The 19,842-nt window shown below is 56.4% G+C and carries 1 protein-coding gene (only partly in view); it reads left to right on the forward strand.

Annotation, left to right across the window (positions count from 1 at the left end; translation table 11 throughout):
- Positions 1–19,842, forward strand: partial view of a DUF885 family protein gene (locus HYT79_01980; GenBank protein MBI2069345.1) — the 5' end (the start) only. The gene runs 33,399 nt beyond the window's last position; the window shows 19,842 of its 53,241 coding nt (coding positions 1–19,842); the start codon lies at positions 1–3; its stop codon lies off the right edge, out of view.

Consider the following 19,842-nt stretch of genomic DNA (forward strand, 5'->3'; position numbering starts at 1 on the left):
ATGAAGCGAGCAGACTCGTTCGAACATTGGTTTTCGACCCGTCGGAGCCAATCGCCCGTTTTTCAAAAAGATTTTGAAACCCAGAGTTACCGCTGGGGGGGATTCAGGATCAAGAAAGAAAAAATTTTCGTTCTTAATCCCAAATCCGCAATTTCCCTCCTCATCCTTATCGCGCTCCTGATCACCACCCCCGGTTTAGACTTTTATCAGGTTTTCGCCCAGATGATCGTGGTGGACGATACGGTGGTGGATTGCTCGGTAGTGCCGCACCCCGCATGTCCGAATAGGGACAGAGGCGAACCGGCGGGCCGCGGGGGCAATTCCCCCTCGGGGACAGCCCCGGTCGCGTCAGAACCTCCCCTGGTTGATTCTTCAGAACAGCCGGCCAGCGCACCGGCTCAACCGCCTGCGGCGACGTTGGAAGCGATTCGCGCGCGTCTTGAAGCCGCGGGCATCACGGCTCAAGGCGAGGCGGACAGCGGGTATCAATTGCTGTTGGCCATGCTCTGGAGCCGGGAAAGCCAGGCGCCGCGCGAACTCTACAGAACCTTGGAAGGCCCTCTCTCCCGCAATGAGCCGCAAGCCATCGAATTTTTAAGGGAAGTTCTCGAAGCCAATCGCGATTACGCGGCCATGGAGGCCGCCGCCCAATCTCATAGCCGGCCCAATGTCCAGCAAATGGGCATGGATCGTTTGAACGAGCGTTTGAACGAGATGATCAATCGCCGGCCTTATCGCGATTATTTGACCCCTCTGGACAATGCCCTGAAAGGTTTGGTTGAAGACCAAACCGCCGAAGGCCTCCGGATCGATCGGGTGGACCAGGAGTTAAGAGCGGTCGGCGTTGATCGCGCCTGCGCGATTCGAGACCCGGAGACCAACCAATGCGTGGAAATGCCTTTGGAATGGTTCTACGATCAATCCGAGCGGCGTTTTACTCCCCTGACCTTGACCGTGGAGCGGGCGCGCCTCTCCGGAAAAGGCCAAGTCATTCGCGATCTTCTCGTTGATTCGGCCCGCATCGTGGTTGAGGCGCAACAGGGGCGTTACCTGGAACCGGGCAGTATGGCCGGGAATCTGCGTTTTTTGACCATCGACGAATCCCAAAAACCCGCTTACGTCCACCAGAGAATAAACCAACTGTTCGAGCGGCGCGAGGATTACCGGGAATTCGCCTCCGCCTTGGAGGGTATCCGTGACGAGATGGCTCCTTATTACCGGGTCTCAGCCGGGTTAAGACGCTTGCGGGGCCCCGACGGAAAATGGGTCGAAGATTACGTGCCCGGCGAAGAGAATGTTTTGGACGGCGACCGGCGCGCTTTTATAGAAATGGAAGACGGGCAGCGCGCCCGCCTTGTTGTCATCGATGGCACGGATCAGCGCCAGGGCAACCACCCGACCATGTCCGTTTATCAGGTAGCGCATTTGGATACGCGGCGGGTGCGCGATTATTTGACTTCAAAAGGGATTAATCCTTACGGCCGGCCGCTTGAGCAGCTGCTGGCTGAACAAGGCATCACCCTCGCCAATATCGAGCAATTCATCCCAGGAGCTAGCCGCCCAGCGGGCATGACACAGTGGCGGGTTTGGGACCAAGCCAAAGGCGATTGGGTTGACGCCGGACCTCTCCCCCAGGCGTCAGCGGATGAATTGGCCGGAGAGGCCAAGAGACGGGCGGAGGAGTCGTCAAGTTTCCTATCAACGCTCGGCCATGCCATGGGCGTGGTGGGCAATGAGCTGGTCAAGCTGCCCGGCACCGTCGCGGGCTTGGGTATTTACGCCGTGGGTTCGGCCGCGGGCGGGCTCGGCATCATTGATGACGAAACCGCGGCGTTCACCCGCTACCTTGGCGGCAATATGATGCGGGACAATTTGATTTCGCGCACGGCCTTGAGAGTCGCCGGGACCACGGATGAATCTTTTATGCGATCTTTGATGACGGATCGCGATGAGCAATTTTTCGAAGGCTGGGTTGAGGTGGACCGCGATCAAGGCTTAAACAAAGATTTCAAGTTGGCGGGCGGCGATTATGAAGCCGCGGTTACGTTGCTTGATGCTTTCGACCGGCAGCGCCCCATCACGGACGAAGACCGCCAAAATACCATCAATCGCATCAATACCTATAACATGGGCCAGGTATTCCTGGAAAACGCGGCCTTAGCCGACGCGCGCGGAGATCACGAAGAAGCGAGTTCCATGCGGCGCAATTTTTACATTCATACCGCGTTAAGTACCGTGGCCGGGGCCATGGTGTTCGGCAGCGCCATGAACGTGGCGTTTAAGGGTTTATCCCGCACATTGGCGGCTAAAAGCGTCTGGCTCGACCGGGGCGCTCGCTTGGGCATCGCGGGCGTGATGATGGCGCCCATGGTTTGGGAATCCGGCAGGAACGCCGTCGAGTTTTTCCGCCTCGGCGACAATGAGGCGTTAAATCGCGGCGGGACGGTCCCGATGGTTTCCATGTGGCGAGACCAGCATGTCGGCCAATTTATCTCGGACGCCACCATGGCTGCGGTTATTTTCCACGGCGCTTATGAAGGTTTGCGCGGACGCCCGACGGTCATCAGCCGGGCCCTTGAACGCGTCGACGCTTTTGTCAACCGCGCACCGGGCATCCGCAATCTGAATCTTCAATCCCGCTGGTGGTACGGCAATTTTAAACCCGCTGTTCGCAATAGCGAACCGGCAGCCGGGGTGGTGGAAACCGCGGCCGCCAAGGCGCCTGTTGAACCGGCAGTTGGGGCCCAACCAACGTCGCCGCAGCCTGTGGTCTCCGCCCCACCGGCCTCTCGGCGTTTAGCCAGGGCGCCTCCGGCCCAAGGGTCCGGCGTGGCGCAAATGCGCCGGGGCGCCAAAGGCGAGACCCTGCAGAACCTTGAAAATGCGGCGCAAGAAGCGCAGCGCGTCAGCCGGGATTTGATTAATGAGACGAACCCTATTCTTGAATCAGTCAAGGATTTGCCCAAAGAGGCGTCGTTGGCCCGCGCCGCTCAGGAAGTTTGGGGCGAGTTGGCCCAGCAGCATGCGGTCACGCCCAGAGGTTCGGGGCAAGTGGCCCTGTCCATGCACTTGGTCCTGGGCCGAGGCGTGCGCGCAGCCACGGCCTTCGGCAAAACCCTCTCTGCTTTGGTTTCGGCGCGCGCCTTTAGAAAGGTCAAGCAAGGCCAGGCCGTGGTTATCATTTCCAAGACCAAGGATCAAGCAGGGCAATACACCACGGGCAGCGTTCCTTCAAAAACCGGCGCCGAGGTGCCTTACCGTAATATCGAGAACGCTGCGCACGGCGATCTTCTGTATGAGCGCGGCCAAGCGCGCGGGGATTACGCTGAAATCATCGGGGCTTTGGAGCGCGGCGAGACCGTTTCCATGTCCCAAAATACCTGGGGTCATTTAAAAACCGCGTCGCTCTTTAATCCTCAGCTGCGCGCCGCCAGAAAAAATATCGGATTGGTGATTGCCGATGAAGCCCAATGGGTGGCTAATTCCCGCGTGATTTACGTCATCGCTCAGGCTGCGGACAAGCTGTTCCCATTTAGAAAAATTGAGCGAGCCTCGCGCATCAGGCAGGCGCTCGAGGCCTTGCCTGAAGTGGCGCGCGATCAGCTTGACGCCGTAAAAACCCCGGCTGTTTCCTGGGAGGTTTCTTTGGACGGCCGTCCGGCTTTAAACCAAGCCGCGGTCAGGGCATTAACCGGCCAAGGCACGTGGACCGGGTGGATTCAGCGGCTTCTGGGGCGCAAATTCCGCGCAGATCGCGTTGAATCCGTGGGCAGGGCCATTTGGGAGAAAAGAAACGCCAGGCAGCCCTGGTCCAAACCCGATGCCCAGGGCATGATTCACACCACGGACCCGGCGGGCGCGGCCCAGCCTCTTGAAACCCGCTTCCAGGATCCTTATTACGAGGCCGCGGCTTATCTGCTTGAAAATTTTACGGCTGATCAAATTCGGGGCAAAATAAGCACCCGCAGGACGCAAAGTTCATCGACGTTGCCTGAATCGTTCGCTGATTTGCCCAGGGACGCCACCATCTCCGCGATGTCCGGGTCCCTGCAAGCCGTGGCTGAAATGGTGTCGGCTCAAATCGGGACCAGATTAGTTGATTTGCCGGGCGCGCCCGGCTTAGGCACGCGACATGCGCCTGCGAGCATCCGCATCGAAGGGACGCCCGGAGAAGGCGTCGCGCAAATTTGGGGGCAAGTCAGGAATTCGCTTAAACGCGGCGCGGCCTTGGTTGTGGATGTTTCCGGCGAGTACGGCCGGATTTTGGCTGAGACGGCCAGGAAAGAAGGGAAAACAGTTTACGAGATCAATGCGCATACTCCGGAAGGGCACACGGCGGCTCGCAACGGGCTTTTAGACATCGCTCATCGCGCGGCCGAGGAAAAAGCCCTGGTCATCGACTACACCAAGCGTTCCATCGAAGGCGTTGACTGGAAAGGCAATGTGGATACGCATGGCTTGGTGGATTTTTTGAATGCGGTTGAAATCGAGCAGATGTTGGGCCGTGGCGCCCGGCGCCCGAACACGGAATCCTTCGGGCATCTTTACTTCAGCGAGACTTCCGCTCTAAGCGTGGGCGGCCGTTTGGCTTCTTTCCTGAAAGAAGGCCCCTTGGTCGCGGAATTGGGAAAGAAACTTGAGAATTTGAATCGTTTGGCCGAGGAGGGTAGTTCAGGAAGGGCGCAAGTTTCTCAAGCATTAAGCCTGCTGCAAAAGGCTAAAGAGCGGGGCGTGGCGTCTCTTCTCCCGCAAGAACGGGTGGAGCTGGCCTCTTACATTGATTTAGCCAGGTCCAAATCAATGGATGCCATCAATCAATACCATCAGAATATCCATGCCCAGATGATGATTCGCCCTCTGCAGGAGGCCATGATCAGAGCGCAGGAGATTAAAGCGTCCCAAGGCCTCTCCAATCTTTTAGCCAGGCGCCGCGCAGCCAGGGAATTGCCACGCCTTGAAAAAGTTTATGAGCAAGCATTGAACCGGGGCCGCTCGTTGGGCGAATTGGGGATTAAAGAAGGCGTTTACGAGTCGCCGGCTCAGATTATCAATCAAGTCACCCGGCAAATGGCGCGGCTTTCTAAACCGGTTATCAAGCGGGCTTTGCGGCGCGCCAAGAGCGGCGAGGTTAAAGCCGCTCTTGAAAACAGTTTGGCTCAAATTGAAGCCGTGGAGCGGGCCGTCAAAGAAAATAAGCTGCCGGATGGCACGGCGCCGACATCATTCGCCCGCGCGCAGACGCTTGTAGAGTCTTATGCCCTGGGGCTTCGTTTGGCCGAGGAAGTGATTTTGCCCAGGTTGGAAGTCCGGGTCACCGAATCCGTCATCGTTAAAGCGTCCAATAGAGTCAATCAGATTAAGAACACGCTCTCCGATTGGCGGACGAAGGGAACCGCCGGTCAAAAAGTTTTAGGTTGGGGAATCCCCGTTGCCTTGGGCGCCGGGCTGTCCGTGGCCACCCCGCTTCTGTTGGGCAGTTTAATCCCGGCTCTGCCGGTCGCCGGCATGTTCGGCGCTTGGACTTTGCCTGTGTTGGGCGCCGTGGGCGCTGCGGGCAGCGTGTTCAAGGCTTTTCGTCATGATAAGGACCAAAAGGCCAAGAATTTGGCGGCTGAGCTCAGAGAAAAAGTCAAGCAAGCGGCCGTTGAAGTCGACGGTCAAAAGGTGACGGCGGATGATTCTTCTGTTCATGAGATTGCTTCAGCGCAAGAGGCGCTTCGCAATGACGAGCTTCGCGTTGTTGTGGCGGTCAGAAACGCCCAGTATATCCCAACGCCGCAGCGAGACAGCCATTTTGAAAAAACCGTTATTGAGGCCAATGAAGCCCAGGTCCTGGGTTACAACGATAAGCACGAGCTTTTATTGGCGTTGCCCGAGAATCGGACTGCTGACTTGAAACGGTCTCTTGAAGGATGGGGACTCCAGGCTTCTCGGAGCCGCGTAAAGCCGGAGAGCATCGAAACCATCGAGGTCGATTACCAAGGTTTGAAGTCGTTGGCTTGGCAAGCCCAAACCGAAGGCCGGGAAGAGGTTTCGTTCCTTGTCCTTGAGGAAAATGCCCAGGGACAGCCCTATACGGTTCTTCCCATGGAGATTTACAGTTTTATCTCCAGTGAATTGCAAAGCGATTTCAGCTTCGCGGGCGTTGCCGCGCCTAACTTTGAAGCCGTGAGCCGGGCTTCCGTGGAAAATTTCAAGGCCTTGGCCAAGCATTACGGTCTCAGGGGCGCTGAGCGCATCCGCTCAGTCACCGCTCAGGTTAAAGAAGTTTCCTATCCGATAGGGGAAATTCTTGAATCCAGAGATAAAGAAGGCACGGTTTTCCGCCGGCCGCGGCTTGCCCGGCTTTTAGGCGAACGTCAGGGGACGCTTAAGGTGCCGTTAGCCTTGAGGGCAAAGAGATCAAAAGGCTCGGCAGTTAAACAGGGACAAACGTCGTCCGCCGGTGATTCGGCAGCGACCCCGGTCGTTTCTCCGTCATCGAAACCGGAGCCGGCAGGTTCCGCGAAATCCAAGGCGTCTTCGCGTTTGGCCAAGTTGGCTAAAGGCAGCGCCAAACTGGGCTTGCTCTTGCCTCTCCTGGTGCTGGGCGGCTCTTTGGCGGCCATGGCGTTGATCCCTGGTTCCGGCCATGGCTTGGGAGTTGCTTTGATGCTCGCGGGCATGGCCTTAACCGTTAAAGGCAAATCTAAAAAGGGCGGGCAGCCTGCCGAAGGCGATGATTCTAAGCTGGAAACCTATGAGAAGGATGGCTCCACCCGTCCTGATCCCGAGGGCGTCGCGGATTTGGATGCATTGGGCAATCCCAAGCGCGGCGGCGAAGGCTCCTCAGGCGGGCGCGGTTTCGACGATTACTCGGGCGGCGGGCGCGGGGATTCGCTGTTGGCCGTTCCCGCTGATCCTGTCAGCGGATTTTTGGGCAAGCTCTTCCGGATATTGGGGCTAAGCGGGCTCTTTTCGTGGATCGGACGGGGCTTGCGGTCCTGGTTCTTCATGCCTGTTGCCAACGGCGGCAATACCGGAGGTGAAGGCGCAGGCGAAGATGCCCAAGCTTGGAGCAGAAAACACGATAAAGCCGCAATCGCCGCAGCCGAATCTCAGGCGGTTGTCGCCGATAAAACGATCGAACCGCCTGCCAAGAGTTGGGAAGAAGGCCCCTATAAACAGATGATCGGCGATGAAATCGGCAAAGAATTGGAGCGTTATATCGTCAATGAAATCCAGGCGGCCAGGGGTTTGTCCAAGAAAGAGCGCGCCCAGAAAACCGGCATCCGCGTGCTGGCTTTTCTCATCAGCTCGCGCGCCTTCGCCAATTTATTGATTCAAGCGGTGAGCGAAGGCGTTCCGGTCGAGATTATTATGGACGGTCAGCAGGCCGCCAATCGTTATTCCGAGTACCGGCGCCTTAAGGACGCCGGCGCCGAGGTCAAAATCCTCAACGGGTTTGCCGAAAAGAACATCATGCATATCAAGTACGCCTACCTTAAGTCTCAGAACGTTGATGTTTTCGGCAGCGCTAATTTTTCCAAGAGCGCGTTGACGGGCTGGAATATCGAATGGATGATGAGAACGGATCCGGCCAAGGCCTCAACGGACGGCGACCGGCGTCTGGCCCAAGCCATGATCAGCCATCGCCAGGAGATTTGGGAGTATTTGAATTCCCTTCCCGACGGCACGACAACGCCGGGCGAACAGGCCGAGCAGCTGTTCGCGTTTACCTATAAGATTCGAGATGCGGTAACCCTGCTCAAAACCCGCATGCAAAGCGGCGAGGAGTTGACGCGTTTGGGCCCGGTCAGCCGCGGCGTGGCGACCGAGCAGGATATCCGCGACATTTTGGAAGGAATGGTCGGCCTTGTCGATGTTAAAAAGCAAGACGGCAGCGGCGATGTCGAACCGGTCTTGCTTGACCCGCGGCCGGTTAATGCCGTCGGCCTTGAACAATCGGCGGCTGCGCCGGCGGCGGCAGGAGTTTCTGCCGTGTCTGCCGTGGAAAACGTCGATGTGAGGGCCCCGCCTTCGCTTAACGGCGATCAGCCCGTCAAACCCGCCCCTGTTGTCCGCAATCCCGCCCTTAATTTCGCCAAGCGAGTTTTCAGCAACGTTGTGATGCCCGCCGCCTTCCTCATCGGAAGTTTCCTCGCGGCTTCCCATGGCGATCCCATGCTCCAACTCTTAGGCGCAACCGGCGCCGCGATGGCGGCCGCCGGTTTGCATGAGGCCATGCATGCCTGGACCGCAAGCCGCCAGGGGGACTTGACGGCAAAAGAGCAAGGCCGCATGAGCCTTAACCCATTGGCGCATTTCCCGGTCGTTTCCTTAATCCCAATCGCCGTCGGCGCTTGGATGGGGTCCACCTTAGGCATGATGATGCTCCTGGCCGGCTTTCTGCTGATTAAAGAGGCTCCAGTTAAGCTGGGCGTTGTCCGGGCCAATTCCGGCCGGGGCGCAGCTCTTAAAGTCATTTTATCCGGCCCTTTGGGCAATTTATTTGTCGGCGCCCTTCTATTCCCGCTCATTCTGGCTCATCCCTTTTTCTTTTATTTGTCGGTCGCTAATTTATTGATGGGGTTGGTTAATTTGATGCCTTGGGCTTTGTTCACTCGGCGTTCGGATGGTTTTAACGCCGCGCGAGAGTTCTGGCCGAATGTTTTTAAAAGCGACGGCGGCAGAGGAGCGTTATGGGCTGCCATGAGTTTAGTCGGCTTAGGTATTTTTGCTCAATTCGGCTTGCCGCTGTTGGGCGATGTGTTCACCACTCTGGCCGTATTTTTGATCGCCGGCAAGCTCGCTTTCCTGCCGCTGATGGCTCCGGGAACGATTAAAGACGGCGATCAGGGAACGATTCTTTCACCGGCGGGGTTTTCGCACCTCGATCAGCAACTTCCGGCCAAGGAAGGGGCCCAGGTTATTGAGGAGCTTTATGAGCAAGGCAAGCGGCGCATTCTTTTGCTGCGTTTAGCGAGCGGTTCGGTTGTTTTCCCGCTGCAGAAAGACGACCTTGAGCTTAATAACAGAACTGATTTGGAGAGAGCCCAGGCGCAAATTTTGCGCGGCGAGCTGCTTGTTTACCGGGAGGGCAATCAAGGCGGCAACAAGTATTTTGTGGTCGACGGCCAGGCTCTTGAGGCCATGCAAGCGGCTCAAGCCGCGCCGGTTGTTAAGGCGGAAACTTCGCCCGTCGCCCCGGTTCGATCGCAGGCTCCGGCGATGACGCCGGCCGCCGGCCGCCGCCGGCCGGTCGATTTAAAAACATTGGTCGGACAACCCGCAGAAATTTTGGCAAAGACCGGCCATATCCAGGCGCCCGCTCACGCCAAAGACCAAATCAGTTTCGAAGAAGAAATAATGCGCATGGAGGCTGCCGAGCGAACCTTGCATCATGATCCGGCCGCCAGCCAAGGGATTTTGCCCGGTGAATTCAGGAGTTTGGTCAAGGCGCGGCTCGCTCAAATGGCGCAATTGCCGCAGCCGTCATCGGAAATGCACCAGGCGTGGACGGCCTATGCCCAAGGAGATGAGGGGCCGCTTCGCAGGATTTTCGGGCGCATGCTTGAGGAGCATGAAAAGTCCGAAGCCAAAGCCAGAGAAGACCTGATGTTTTTGAAAACCTCGCCTTTGATCGCCAAGCGGGCGCCCCAAGTTTTGGACGCTCTGCGCGCCGCGGAAAAGCTGCCCGGCGGTTTGCGCTATCGCTACGGCTTGACGCCGCCGGGCGTGTTGGCCTATTTCAGCCCGGAGACTTTTGAAATTGTGGTGGGCATTGAATTCAGGGATGTGTTTACCGCCTACAAGGTCCTGATCGTCGCCCACGAGATCGATCATATGTACCGGGCTTTCAAAGATATCCCCTATTCCTTGGAATACGAAGGCCAGGCTTTCTGGGTGATGGGGGAAATCGCGGAAGATCTTTTGAAGAACACGAATCTCCCCACGCAGAATCTTGTGGATCGCTACATGTACGAAATCGCCAAAAAGATGCTGGCCTTGAAGAAAAAATTTGCGAAACCGGAAGAATTTATTCTCTTTACCGAAGACGCGGCCAGGCCTTACGAAGAATGGCATCTTCCTTATCATTTCGGGCTGGCTCGGGCCGAGCAGGTGTTGATCAAGCTCAAGGCCGCGCGACAACGCATGGAGAAGGATTTGGAAACCGTGGCCAAGGTTATCGGGTATCAGAAAGACCTGCTCAAATTGGCTGTTGATCGCAACGATCTGCAAGCCCAGGAAGAAGCCCGTCAGAATATCGCCAAACATGAGCGCGAACAAACGGAGATCAGGCATCGAATCAAAGATATCCGCAATTTGATGGGCCGCTATCAAAAGGAAGTCAACGAGAGTTGGCGGCTTCAACGAGGCGAAATATCCCGCAAAGACCTGTTAAGGGTGGCGGGCCAAGTCAGGCGCCCGGAAACCGCCCGCATGAGGGAAATCATGGAAAAGGCCCGCCGGGAAACCGGAGTCGGGGCGCATGGAGCTCTGGCTAATTTGTTGGCGGCGGATTTCCCGTATTCATTGGCGGGCATCGCCAATTTCTTAGAGATCGAAGACGGCGCGGACGGGGTCTGGGCCAGCGAGGTGAGGTCTTATATTCAAAGTTTGATGCGCGAGGATTCATATCAGGGGACGGCCAAGCTCTTAAGCATGATGACGCCGGACTTTTTGTCCGCTTACCCCGGCTTGCGCGGCGTTTTATGGGGTTTGGCCGAACAAGAAGACATGCGCGAGGAGCCTTTGCGCGTGGCGATCAGCGAAAACGACTCGATCACCCTCGGCGATTTAATGCGTTCGAAGCTCGCGGGTTATTGGGCCGATCATCCGTCCATGAAATCCTGGGTTGAGAAGCGGGCGGCCAGGGCTGAGGCTGCTTTGCGCAACGGCCAGCCGCCTTCTAAAGAAATGGAACTTTTGAAAGACGCAGTGACGAATGAGAATGTCGCCGCATTGTCGCTTAATCTTTTGGTGCAGATGGCCAGCCAAGCGTCCATGGTGCAGATGGGCATCGTCACAAGAATTCGCATGGCTGAAGAGCAGATCGCCAAGTTAGATGACGCCCAGAGAAAGGCCGCTTTGGAGTCGGCCAGAGATAAGCTGGCGGCGCAATTGGCTCAACTTAATCAACAGTTGGCTCTTCAGCAGGCGGTGCTGTTGGCCCGCTTGGCTCCGGCTTTGGACTCAAAGCACATTTCTCTCAGGGCGAAACGGGCCATGTACAAGATTTTTGCGGCGGCTCTCGAGAGCCAGGGCGCCGGCCTGTGGGAAGCTCTGGCCTCTTTAATGCAGCAAGCGGGACCCATGGAAGTGATGCAGATGACCGAGCGTTTGGGCGCGTATCTTTCGGATAAAACCAGCAGGGATTTGTTCGACAAGGTGTACGGTGAAAATGCGGATCAGCCCATCGGCGATTTCATGCTGTTGACCAAGGCCAACGCCAAGGCGTACGCCGAGGATGCCGCAACCGTCGAAGCCGCTCTTAAGGAATTGACCGGGGGCCAAGAGCTTGCGCCCAATAAATTGGTCGCGAATCTCATTTTATTGGGCAAGGCGCCCAAAAATCAGGCGATCAAAGCCGTTCTAATGCAGGCCCTTGAGGCGGCGCCGCAAGCCGCCATCGAAGGATTGGGCCAATATCTTGATGAAGCGGATGTGGCCGAGGAGTTCGTCAAACAAGCGCTGAACCGGGAATTGCCCTCCGGTCTCAGGCAGCTTTATATTGTGGAACTTTTCAAACAGCGTTCGCGCGTGCCCTGGGAGGGCCTCAAGAAAATTATCTCACAAATGTACGCGTTGATGGAGCGGGACCTGCTCGATCCCATCGACTGGAAAGGGATTGCCGAGGAGGCGCAAGCCGGCAATATGGAGAATATGCGCCAGGTCAGCCTGCGTTTCTGGGAAGCCCAGATGGTCGCTTGGCTGGCACGGGAGATTATTGAAAAGAACCGCAAGAATCCACCGGCGCCGCCTTCCGCATCCACCGGTGAGGCCCCTGCCCCTGCTCAACCCAACGGTCCTAATCGTTCCGTTTTCTACAACGTTAAATGGGTTCTTATGGGCGGTTTTTTGGCCTTCTTGGGAATTCAGGCCGTAGCGTCGAATGTGATTTTCGGTAATCTAGTGACCTTGGCCGGATTGATCGTCGGCGGCGTGGCCGGTATCGGGCTTTTATCCGATGTGTTCGTTATTTTCTTCCAATTTTTGTTGCCGCAAATGGGCCGGCCGCTGACCGATGAAGCTAAAACGCAAAAAGCACGGGAATTTGAGTTGTTCCTGGACGTTGAGATGGTCAGGGAGCTTGTCAAAAAAGAAGGTATCGATAATATCCTGGCCAGGATGAAGGCCAATGCCGGGAATGATTACATCAGCAGTCTTCACTGGGCGCCGGTTCTGGTTGTCTTAGGCAGCGTGGATTCAAAACGCGCGGCTACGCTGGTCGCTCAGATGACTCCCGGTGAAGCCGAGCATGTGTTGAGCGCCATCATCAGCCATCCGCTTTACGCAAAAAGCGCGGTCCGAATTTTGGCTCAATTGGAAAGCGTTGGCCATGGCTTTTTCGGCAGTTTTAAACAGTTGGTGGTCATGCCCCAGCGGCTGGAGAAAGAAATCGGCCGCATGAAAGATGTGATTCATGAGCAACCTGAGGAATTTCGTCAGGCTGAAATTCGAGCGTTGGAGCATATCCGCAAATTGGGCGGCATCGATTCTCAATTGCGGTCGAGAATAAGGCCCTATTTCACCAGCCGGTGGAAAATGTGGAAATTCGCTTTGGCGGATCAAAACCAGGACGCCATTTTCATGCGTCCCGAACTCATGAACCGGCCGTACGCGTTTTACCGGGTTCTGGCCAATAAGGTCCATGATCTCAAGGACCCGCATAATGGCGCTTTGAAAAAGTGGGCGGCGGAATTGGGCGCCTCGCGCAAGTATTTCTCGAACCGCATGTTTTATTTCATGACCATGCTCATTGGCATGATCGTTTCCGGTTTGCCCATTGAAGCGGCGTTGGCGGTGTTTCCGGGCATTGAAAAAACCGCCGATCCTTTAATTTCTTTTGTTTTGGGCCAGTTGATCGGTGGGCTGGTGGGAGCCAAGGTTTTGGGCGCTAAAGCCACGGCGGAAAACTTGATGAATAAAGAGAAAAAAGGGTGGCAGCGGTTCGCCGTCGTGCCGATAGTCGTCGCTCTTGTTTATTTATTGAGCCAGGCGGCCAACCTTTGGCCCACCTTGGCGATGGGCGGTCTGATCGCCGCGGCCATGACGATTTGGCATTGGATTTTACCGCGACTCCGGGGAGAAGCAATTCAAGGACTTGCCTGGACGCGCAAGGCCGATGCCTCAAAGAACGCGGACCGGCAATCAGCGGCAAATCCTCAGCAGGCGGCCAAAAGCGGTCAAAAGCGAATGTCCGGCCAAGCAGGCTTTGTCAGCGTTGAAGTTTTGGGTTTCTTGGGCGGCGGAGCCTTGGGTGCGGCTCTCGGTATAGGCCTGACCATGTTATTTGGGGTTGCGGGAGGCATTGCGATTGTTTATTTGGGCGTTCTTGGAGCGGCAGGAGGATTTGTTTTGGGCCGGCGTTTGAGCCGTTCGCGAGAGGCTGCCCTGCCTCCCGGAGCCAAGTCTGCATCAATCGCCGATGATTTTGCGTCCATAAGCGACGCGGGGGACGAGCCTCCATCCGAGCCGCCGTCCGATGGTTCCGGGGATATGGAACATAACGAACCCATGGTGACGATTCGCTGGGTTCCCAAGCAAGGAGAAATCGCCGAAACCGTGACTCAGCCCTTTAGCATGGTTCAGGGAACGGACGGGGAACGGGTGATTTGGGATGAGACGGTTCAAGAGAGGCTCAGGCAAATGGCTTCCGACATGGGCCTATCTCTTAACGATTTGGACGCCGTCGGCGGAAAAATCAAATATGCTTTCGCGAAAAAAGACGTCGGCGATCAATGGTTCGATATTTTAGTGCCCCGTTCCATGACCAAAGCGGCTCAAAAATTGCTCGGCAAAAACGGCGCCGTTGAAGCGGTCAATGTCCGCAATTTGCACGTGTTCGACGGCCGCGAGTGGCGTGACGCCGAGACCGGGGATGACTCGGGCGAGCCTCCTGTTTTTCCGGATGAAGCGCGCGCCGTTTTGTTGCGCGAAGCCATGGATTTGGACGCGTTTTGGCAGGGCTCCAATTACGGCGAGGGCGCTCTGGTGACGGCCGTGGATACCGGTCTTTCTCCTCATCCGGCGTTGACCGAAGACCGCGTGGCCGGTCGCGTTGATTTAAGCGGCACGGGTTTGGTCGACGGCATCCGCCACGGCAGCCATGTCATGGGCATTATGGCCGCCGGGCTCAAATACGTGGCCGGCGCTTTGGCGCGGGCCGTTGGGTTGAACCGCGAAACCCGGGACGCCGCGGCCGCCGGCGCGGAAGAGGCGCTGAAAACTTGGCCTTTCCCGGGCGTGCTGCCCAAGGCCCGTGTTTTTTCCGTTAAAATTTTCCCTTCCCACGAGCGGATGAGAAAGCGCGTCGTTGAAGTCGGCGGGCGCCGCTTGGTTCTTCCCGTTTTCGACCGGCACTCCACGGAAAGCGATTTTTTGGCTTCCTTGATCGAGGCGGATAAAAAGGCCGTTGAGCTGGGCATCACGCGCGGCGTGGCGTCGAATCATAGCTACGGCGCTCGTTTCGGCAACGCTCGCGAGGCCTTAGCCTTATCCAGATTGGTCAAGCCCAAGAAGCAAGGCGGCATCGGCGCCTTGCCGGTGGCCAGCAAAGGCAATTCCGGCCCGCTTAAAAATTCCGTCGGTTATCCTTCGGGTTACCCCAAAGTTTTGAAATCCGGCTCGACTTACATCGATAAGAAAAAACGCCAGCGGCTTTCTCATTTTGCTTCGATCGGTTATGCCAAGAATCCGGTCAATGGTTTGTTGAATTTCGGTTTGGGGGCCCTTACGCCGGGCGGTGACGCCTGGAAGCACCCCAAATCTCGAGTGTTTAAAGACGCCATCACATCCATCAACTCGACGCAGGGCGATCCTGATCCGTTCATGGACGCCAATCAAGTCATGGTTGATGGAAAGCCTTTAGCAGTCAATATGGCCGGCACTTCCATGTCCGGTCCGGCCGAAACAGGCATCGTCGAAGGCTTGGCCAATGGCTGGGGCAAAATCATGAAGGATGCCGGGCTGGACGAGGATTTGACCGTTGAACGCGCCGCCTATATCATCCAGAAAACAGCGCGAGACTTAGGCTATATCCACGATATTCAGAATGCGGGATTTGTGCAGGCTGGACAGGCGTGGAAACTGATGGAGCAGTTAGCCAAGGAAACGATCGAGGGCCGGGGCGCCGTTCTTGAGGACTACAAAGATTTCTTGGTGGCCATGGAAACGGGCCTGACTCCTGCGAGCGAAGGCGCGCCTCAGCAAAAGCTGTTGGAGCTTTTGGGTCATCGAGATTGGCTGGTCAGGCTTTATGCGGTATTAGGATTCATTAATCATCCCGTCCGGGCCGGGCCCGAAGTCGAAGCATTGCTGCGCGTGGCTGCCGGCGATCCTCAAGCAAGAGTCCGTCGCGCGGTTTACGAAGCCCTTTATTACCAAAAAGACTCCAAAGTTAGGTCTCAAGTTCAATCCCTCCTCAAGGTTTCGGATGTCAGTGAAACCGATGCCCTGTATAAAGCCCATGTTTTAGCCGTCTATGACAATAAGAACAGTCAAGCCAGAATCGTTATCCTGGAAGCTTTGAAAAAAGCCGTCAAAGAAGACGATCCCTATACGGCGCTTAATGCCCTCTGGATGGTGGGGACGTTCCGGCATCAAAACGCTCAATTTGCCGAGGTTCTGCGCGATATCGCCGACAATGAAGGGGAAAGGGAATTGGCCGCTTACGCCAGCCATGCGGTGGCTGAAATCGCCAATTCAACGCCGCTCAATCAAGTCGCTCATGTTTTGACGCCCAAATTCCTTCTGGGCATGATCGAGAAATTCGCCCGGCCCGGCAATCAGCCTTATGTGCGCGATTTGGCTTTGACGCTGGCGGGTTTGATGGCCCGGCAAGGGAAAGACGCCAGAGACGCTTATTTTGCGGATCAAGAGTTCAGCGAAGGCGTGGGGAAGTTTTTAGAGAGGTACGCCGAATGGGAGGGTTCCGACCGTTTCTTTATAACGATTTTGGCCATTTTAGAAGGAACGCCCATGTCGAGGCTGATCCTCAAAGTGGCGCGCATTGAGCCGTTTAAAACGGATGGCGATGACGTTGATGCGCCTTTACAGGGCGCCGGGCCGGTCGATCTTGTGGTGCGTCCGCCCAAAGGAACAAAAATCAATCGAGCGCTGTTTGCGGATGACGCTTTGGCCTTGCAAAATTTCGTGCGCGCAACGTTGGGGTTTGACCCGGAACTCGTCAGGCGCCAGGGCGGCCTGTTGATTGCGGCTTTGCCGAACTTTGAGACAAGAAACGGTTCGTTGATTATCCGCGTTGATCAGCCGGGACGGGCGGCGCAGGTGCGCCGGTTATTAAGGACGCTGGGGATGTCTTCGCGCATAGCCGGAGAAGTCAAGGCCCTGATGCATGATACGGGTCCTTTAAGCGGGACGCCTGAAATGAGGGAAAAATTCGGTCTTACCGGAGACGGCGTTTTAATCATCACCATCGATGATAATTCGGATTTGGGCGACGCGCGTTTTGATGGGCGCGTCCTTTACGAGGAAAGCTATATCGATCCTAATAAGCGCGCTCAGAAGAACCGCGGCTCTCATGGATTTTCCGTAGCTACGATCGAGGCGGCCAAGCCGGTCGGGGGCAAGCCCGAGGGCATGGCGCCGGGAGCCAAGCTGGCGGCTCTTCAGGCTTTGGATCATCGCTCCGGTTCGGGCAGCGAGGCTTCGGTGGCCATGTCCATGGAGCGGGCTATCCAAATAGGTGAAAATTTACCTGAAGGCGTCAAATTTGCGGTCGTGAACATGAGCCTGGGCGCTTCAATCAATAACGCGGATCACCCTTTGGCTAAGCTGGTTGAAAAAATGCAGGCCAAGGGTTTATTGGTGGTCATGGCAGCAGGCAATGACGGTGGGCGGCCAGGGGAGGGCACCATCGGCATTCCCGCGGCCTCCCGCGCCGGCAAAGCTGTCGCTGCTTTAAACAAAAGAAACGGCCGCGCTAACTTTTCCGCTGTCGGCCCGGCTAAGGACGCCAGAGGCAAACCGCTGGCGACGTTGCGACCAACGGAAGCGAGCTACGGGCAAGGCGTGGTCGTGGACGGCCGTCCGATTAATGGGACTTCTTTTTCATCGCCTCATGTGGCCGGGCTTGACGCGGCCATCAGCGAGGCGGCCATTAAGGCTTATGAGACCGTGGGCCGACAATTTAATCCTATTGCGTTCGTCGCCAAATATATTCCTTACGCGCTGGCAATCACCGCCGAGAAAGGCAAACTGCCCTACGATAAAACCGAGGTGGGGGCCGGCGCCAGAACGAAAGACGTCAATACCGCGATTATCGAGCGCATGCAAAAAGACATCGCCGAGAACGGCGATTTGCCGGTTCAATTGTTAGCTTCGGGGACACCGGTTAGAATCAGCCCAAGGGCGTTCGACGATCTCATCTCCGGCCGCAAAACGAATTTTATCCTTCGCAATATTTTTGTCCCTAACGGCCGTTTTTACGTGACGGACGCCCGGCGCCGGGTACGCGTTCAGGCCGCGGCCTTGCATAAGAGCCTGGGGACGCTTGAGTCTTGGTATGCGCCGTTGGTGGCGGGTTTTGAAGAGCTTCTTGGGATTTCCGCCAAAACCTGGCTGCGTGAGCGGACCATCAAAAAAGCGCTCAGAGGTATGAACCCGGAGCAGTTCGTTACGATTTTCAATGTCAGCGAAATCGGGGAAGTCCTTAAAAAGACCGGCGTTGATAAAATTGTTGCCGCGCAGGAAGGCCCCGGCCGTAAAAGCGTCAACAGATTCGTCAATGATTCCACCCTGAAACCCGCCCGCCCGAAAATTTGGCTCAAGAATCTTAAGGCCGCGGGTATTTTCATGATGGCCAATTTATTGGGCGGCGCTTTAATCGGCGTGACGTTCGGGTTCGCTTCCTGGGCGCCGATTCAAGGTCTTTTGACCGGGATGGCGATTTCACTCGGGCTTGGCCTGGCGATGGCGCTTTTTTCCAACAAATTGCTCGATTTTCTGACTAAGAGGCGTCATCTGCCCAGGGAAGAAGCTCCCGAAGTTTACGCGATGGTGGAAAAGCGTTTGGGCGTCGAACTTGAGCGCGCCAATGGCCGGCTGCAAAGACGCAAGATTCAAACCTTGATCAAAAAAATCAAGATCAAAATCGTCGACAAAGAGAATTTCATGATGCCGCCGTGGATGGCCAACGCTTTTGCCACCGGCCTCATCGCGCGTTTCGGTCAAATTACCGTTACGCAAGGTATTTTGAAACTGATGGATCCCAAAACACCGGAGGGCTACGAAGCCTTGGAAGCGGTGATCGGCCATGAGCTTTCCCATATTATCGACGGCGACGTGGCCGTCAACACCTTGGGCAGCGTTTTCGGCGGGGTTTTGGATCGCGTGGCCGTGGGTTATCGAGGCAAAGAATTTCCCGCAGGCGTTTTGTCGTCGGTGTGGCGATTTGTGACGGCCACTGTGTTGACGCTGTTCGGCCCGGTCGTCAATACAATCACGAATTTGGCCGTCGGCCGGGATCGGGAAAGCACTGCTGATTTTCGTTCAACTTGGCAGGCGGGAACGTCCGACGGCATGATCAAGGGGCTTTTGAAATTGATGTACGGGCAGCAGCTCTCCATCGGCCCCATCGCCTCCACGTTTTATAGCGCGCCGTATCTTTGGATTACGCCGCCGCCTTATGAGGATTTGCAGCTTTTCTCAACCCATCCTTCCATCTGGCGGCGGGTGAAAAATTTGCTTCCTTATGCCAGCCCCGAACTTAGGCCTCATGTTGAAGCGATTTTGAAAGAATCTCAAATCAATATCCCGGCCGAACCGGTTCAGGTGCCGCCCGACGCGGACAAGGGCCCCAAGCTGACCGATCCCAAGCGTTCGCCTCTGGTGAAAAACGTCGTATCCACCGGCATCGTCGCCACGTTGAAAGGGTTGGCGTTGGCCGGAGTCGTCATGCCGGTCGGCCTTGTCATGGGCGCTTTGGGTTTTGCCGCGATGTTCGCTGAGATGGTTCTTTGGGAGTCTTTGTCGTGGTTGTACCTCATGATTCGCGGGCCCAAGCTTTCCAACGAGCAGTTTTACCAGCATTTGCGCGCGATGCGGCATATGGGCGTTGTGCGCGACAATATCGAATACCGGCCGTACCGGAATCATTTGTTTAATTTTGCCTGGGGCGCGACCAACGGCTCTGTTCATTGGTGGCGGCCTCAGTTGTTGGCTTGGCCTCAGCAGAGGATGATCACTGAGCGAAATTTACAAGCCCGGGATGCCGCGCCCAAGAACGTGATCGGCCGCGTCACCGGTTATTTAAAGGCGCTGCTTTCCGATATGCAGAGTTCCATGATGGCGCGCCAGCCCACGGCGTTGAATATTCCCAGAAGCTTGGTGATGGTTGTCGCCCGTTTTATTCTGCGCGGAGGTGTTGCCGTGGCCACCGCCGCGGCTGTGGGATTGACCGTCGGGTTGGCGCCCATGCTGCTGGCGGTTTTGGGGGCGCAATTGCTTGTTTTGGTGTTCTCATTGGTGGCCTCCGGAATTCGCGGCAATACCCGGCCCGTCGATCCGTTGCTTGAGCTTAAGCGCGGATTGGTTTCCTCCAGCGCTCATGCCCGCAGTCTAACCATCGAAGCGGTGGTGGCCTTAGGCAAAAATGCGGCTCCGGCGTTAAAGAAGGAA

Source organism: Elusimicrobiota bacterium (genome assembly GCA_016180815.1).
Classification (GTDB): domain Bacteria; phylum Elusimicrobiota; class Elusimicrobia; order JACQPE01; family JACQPE01; genus JACPAN01.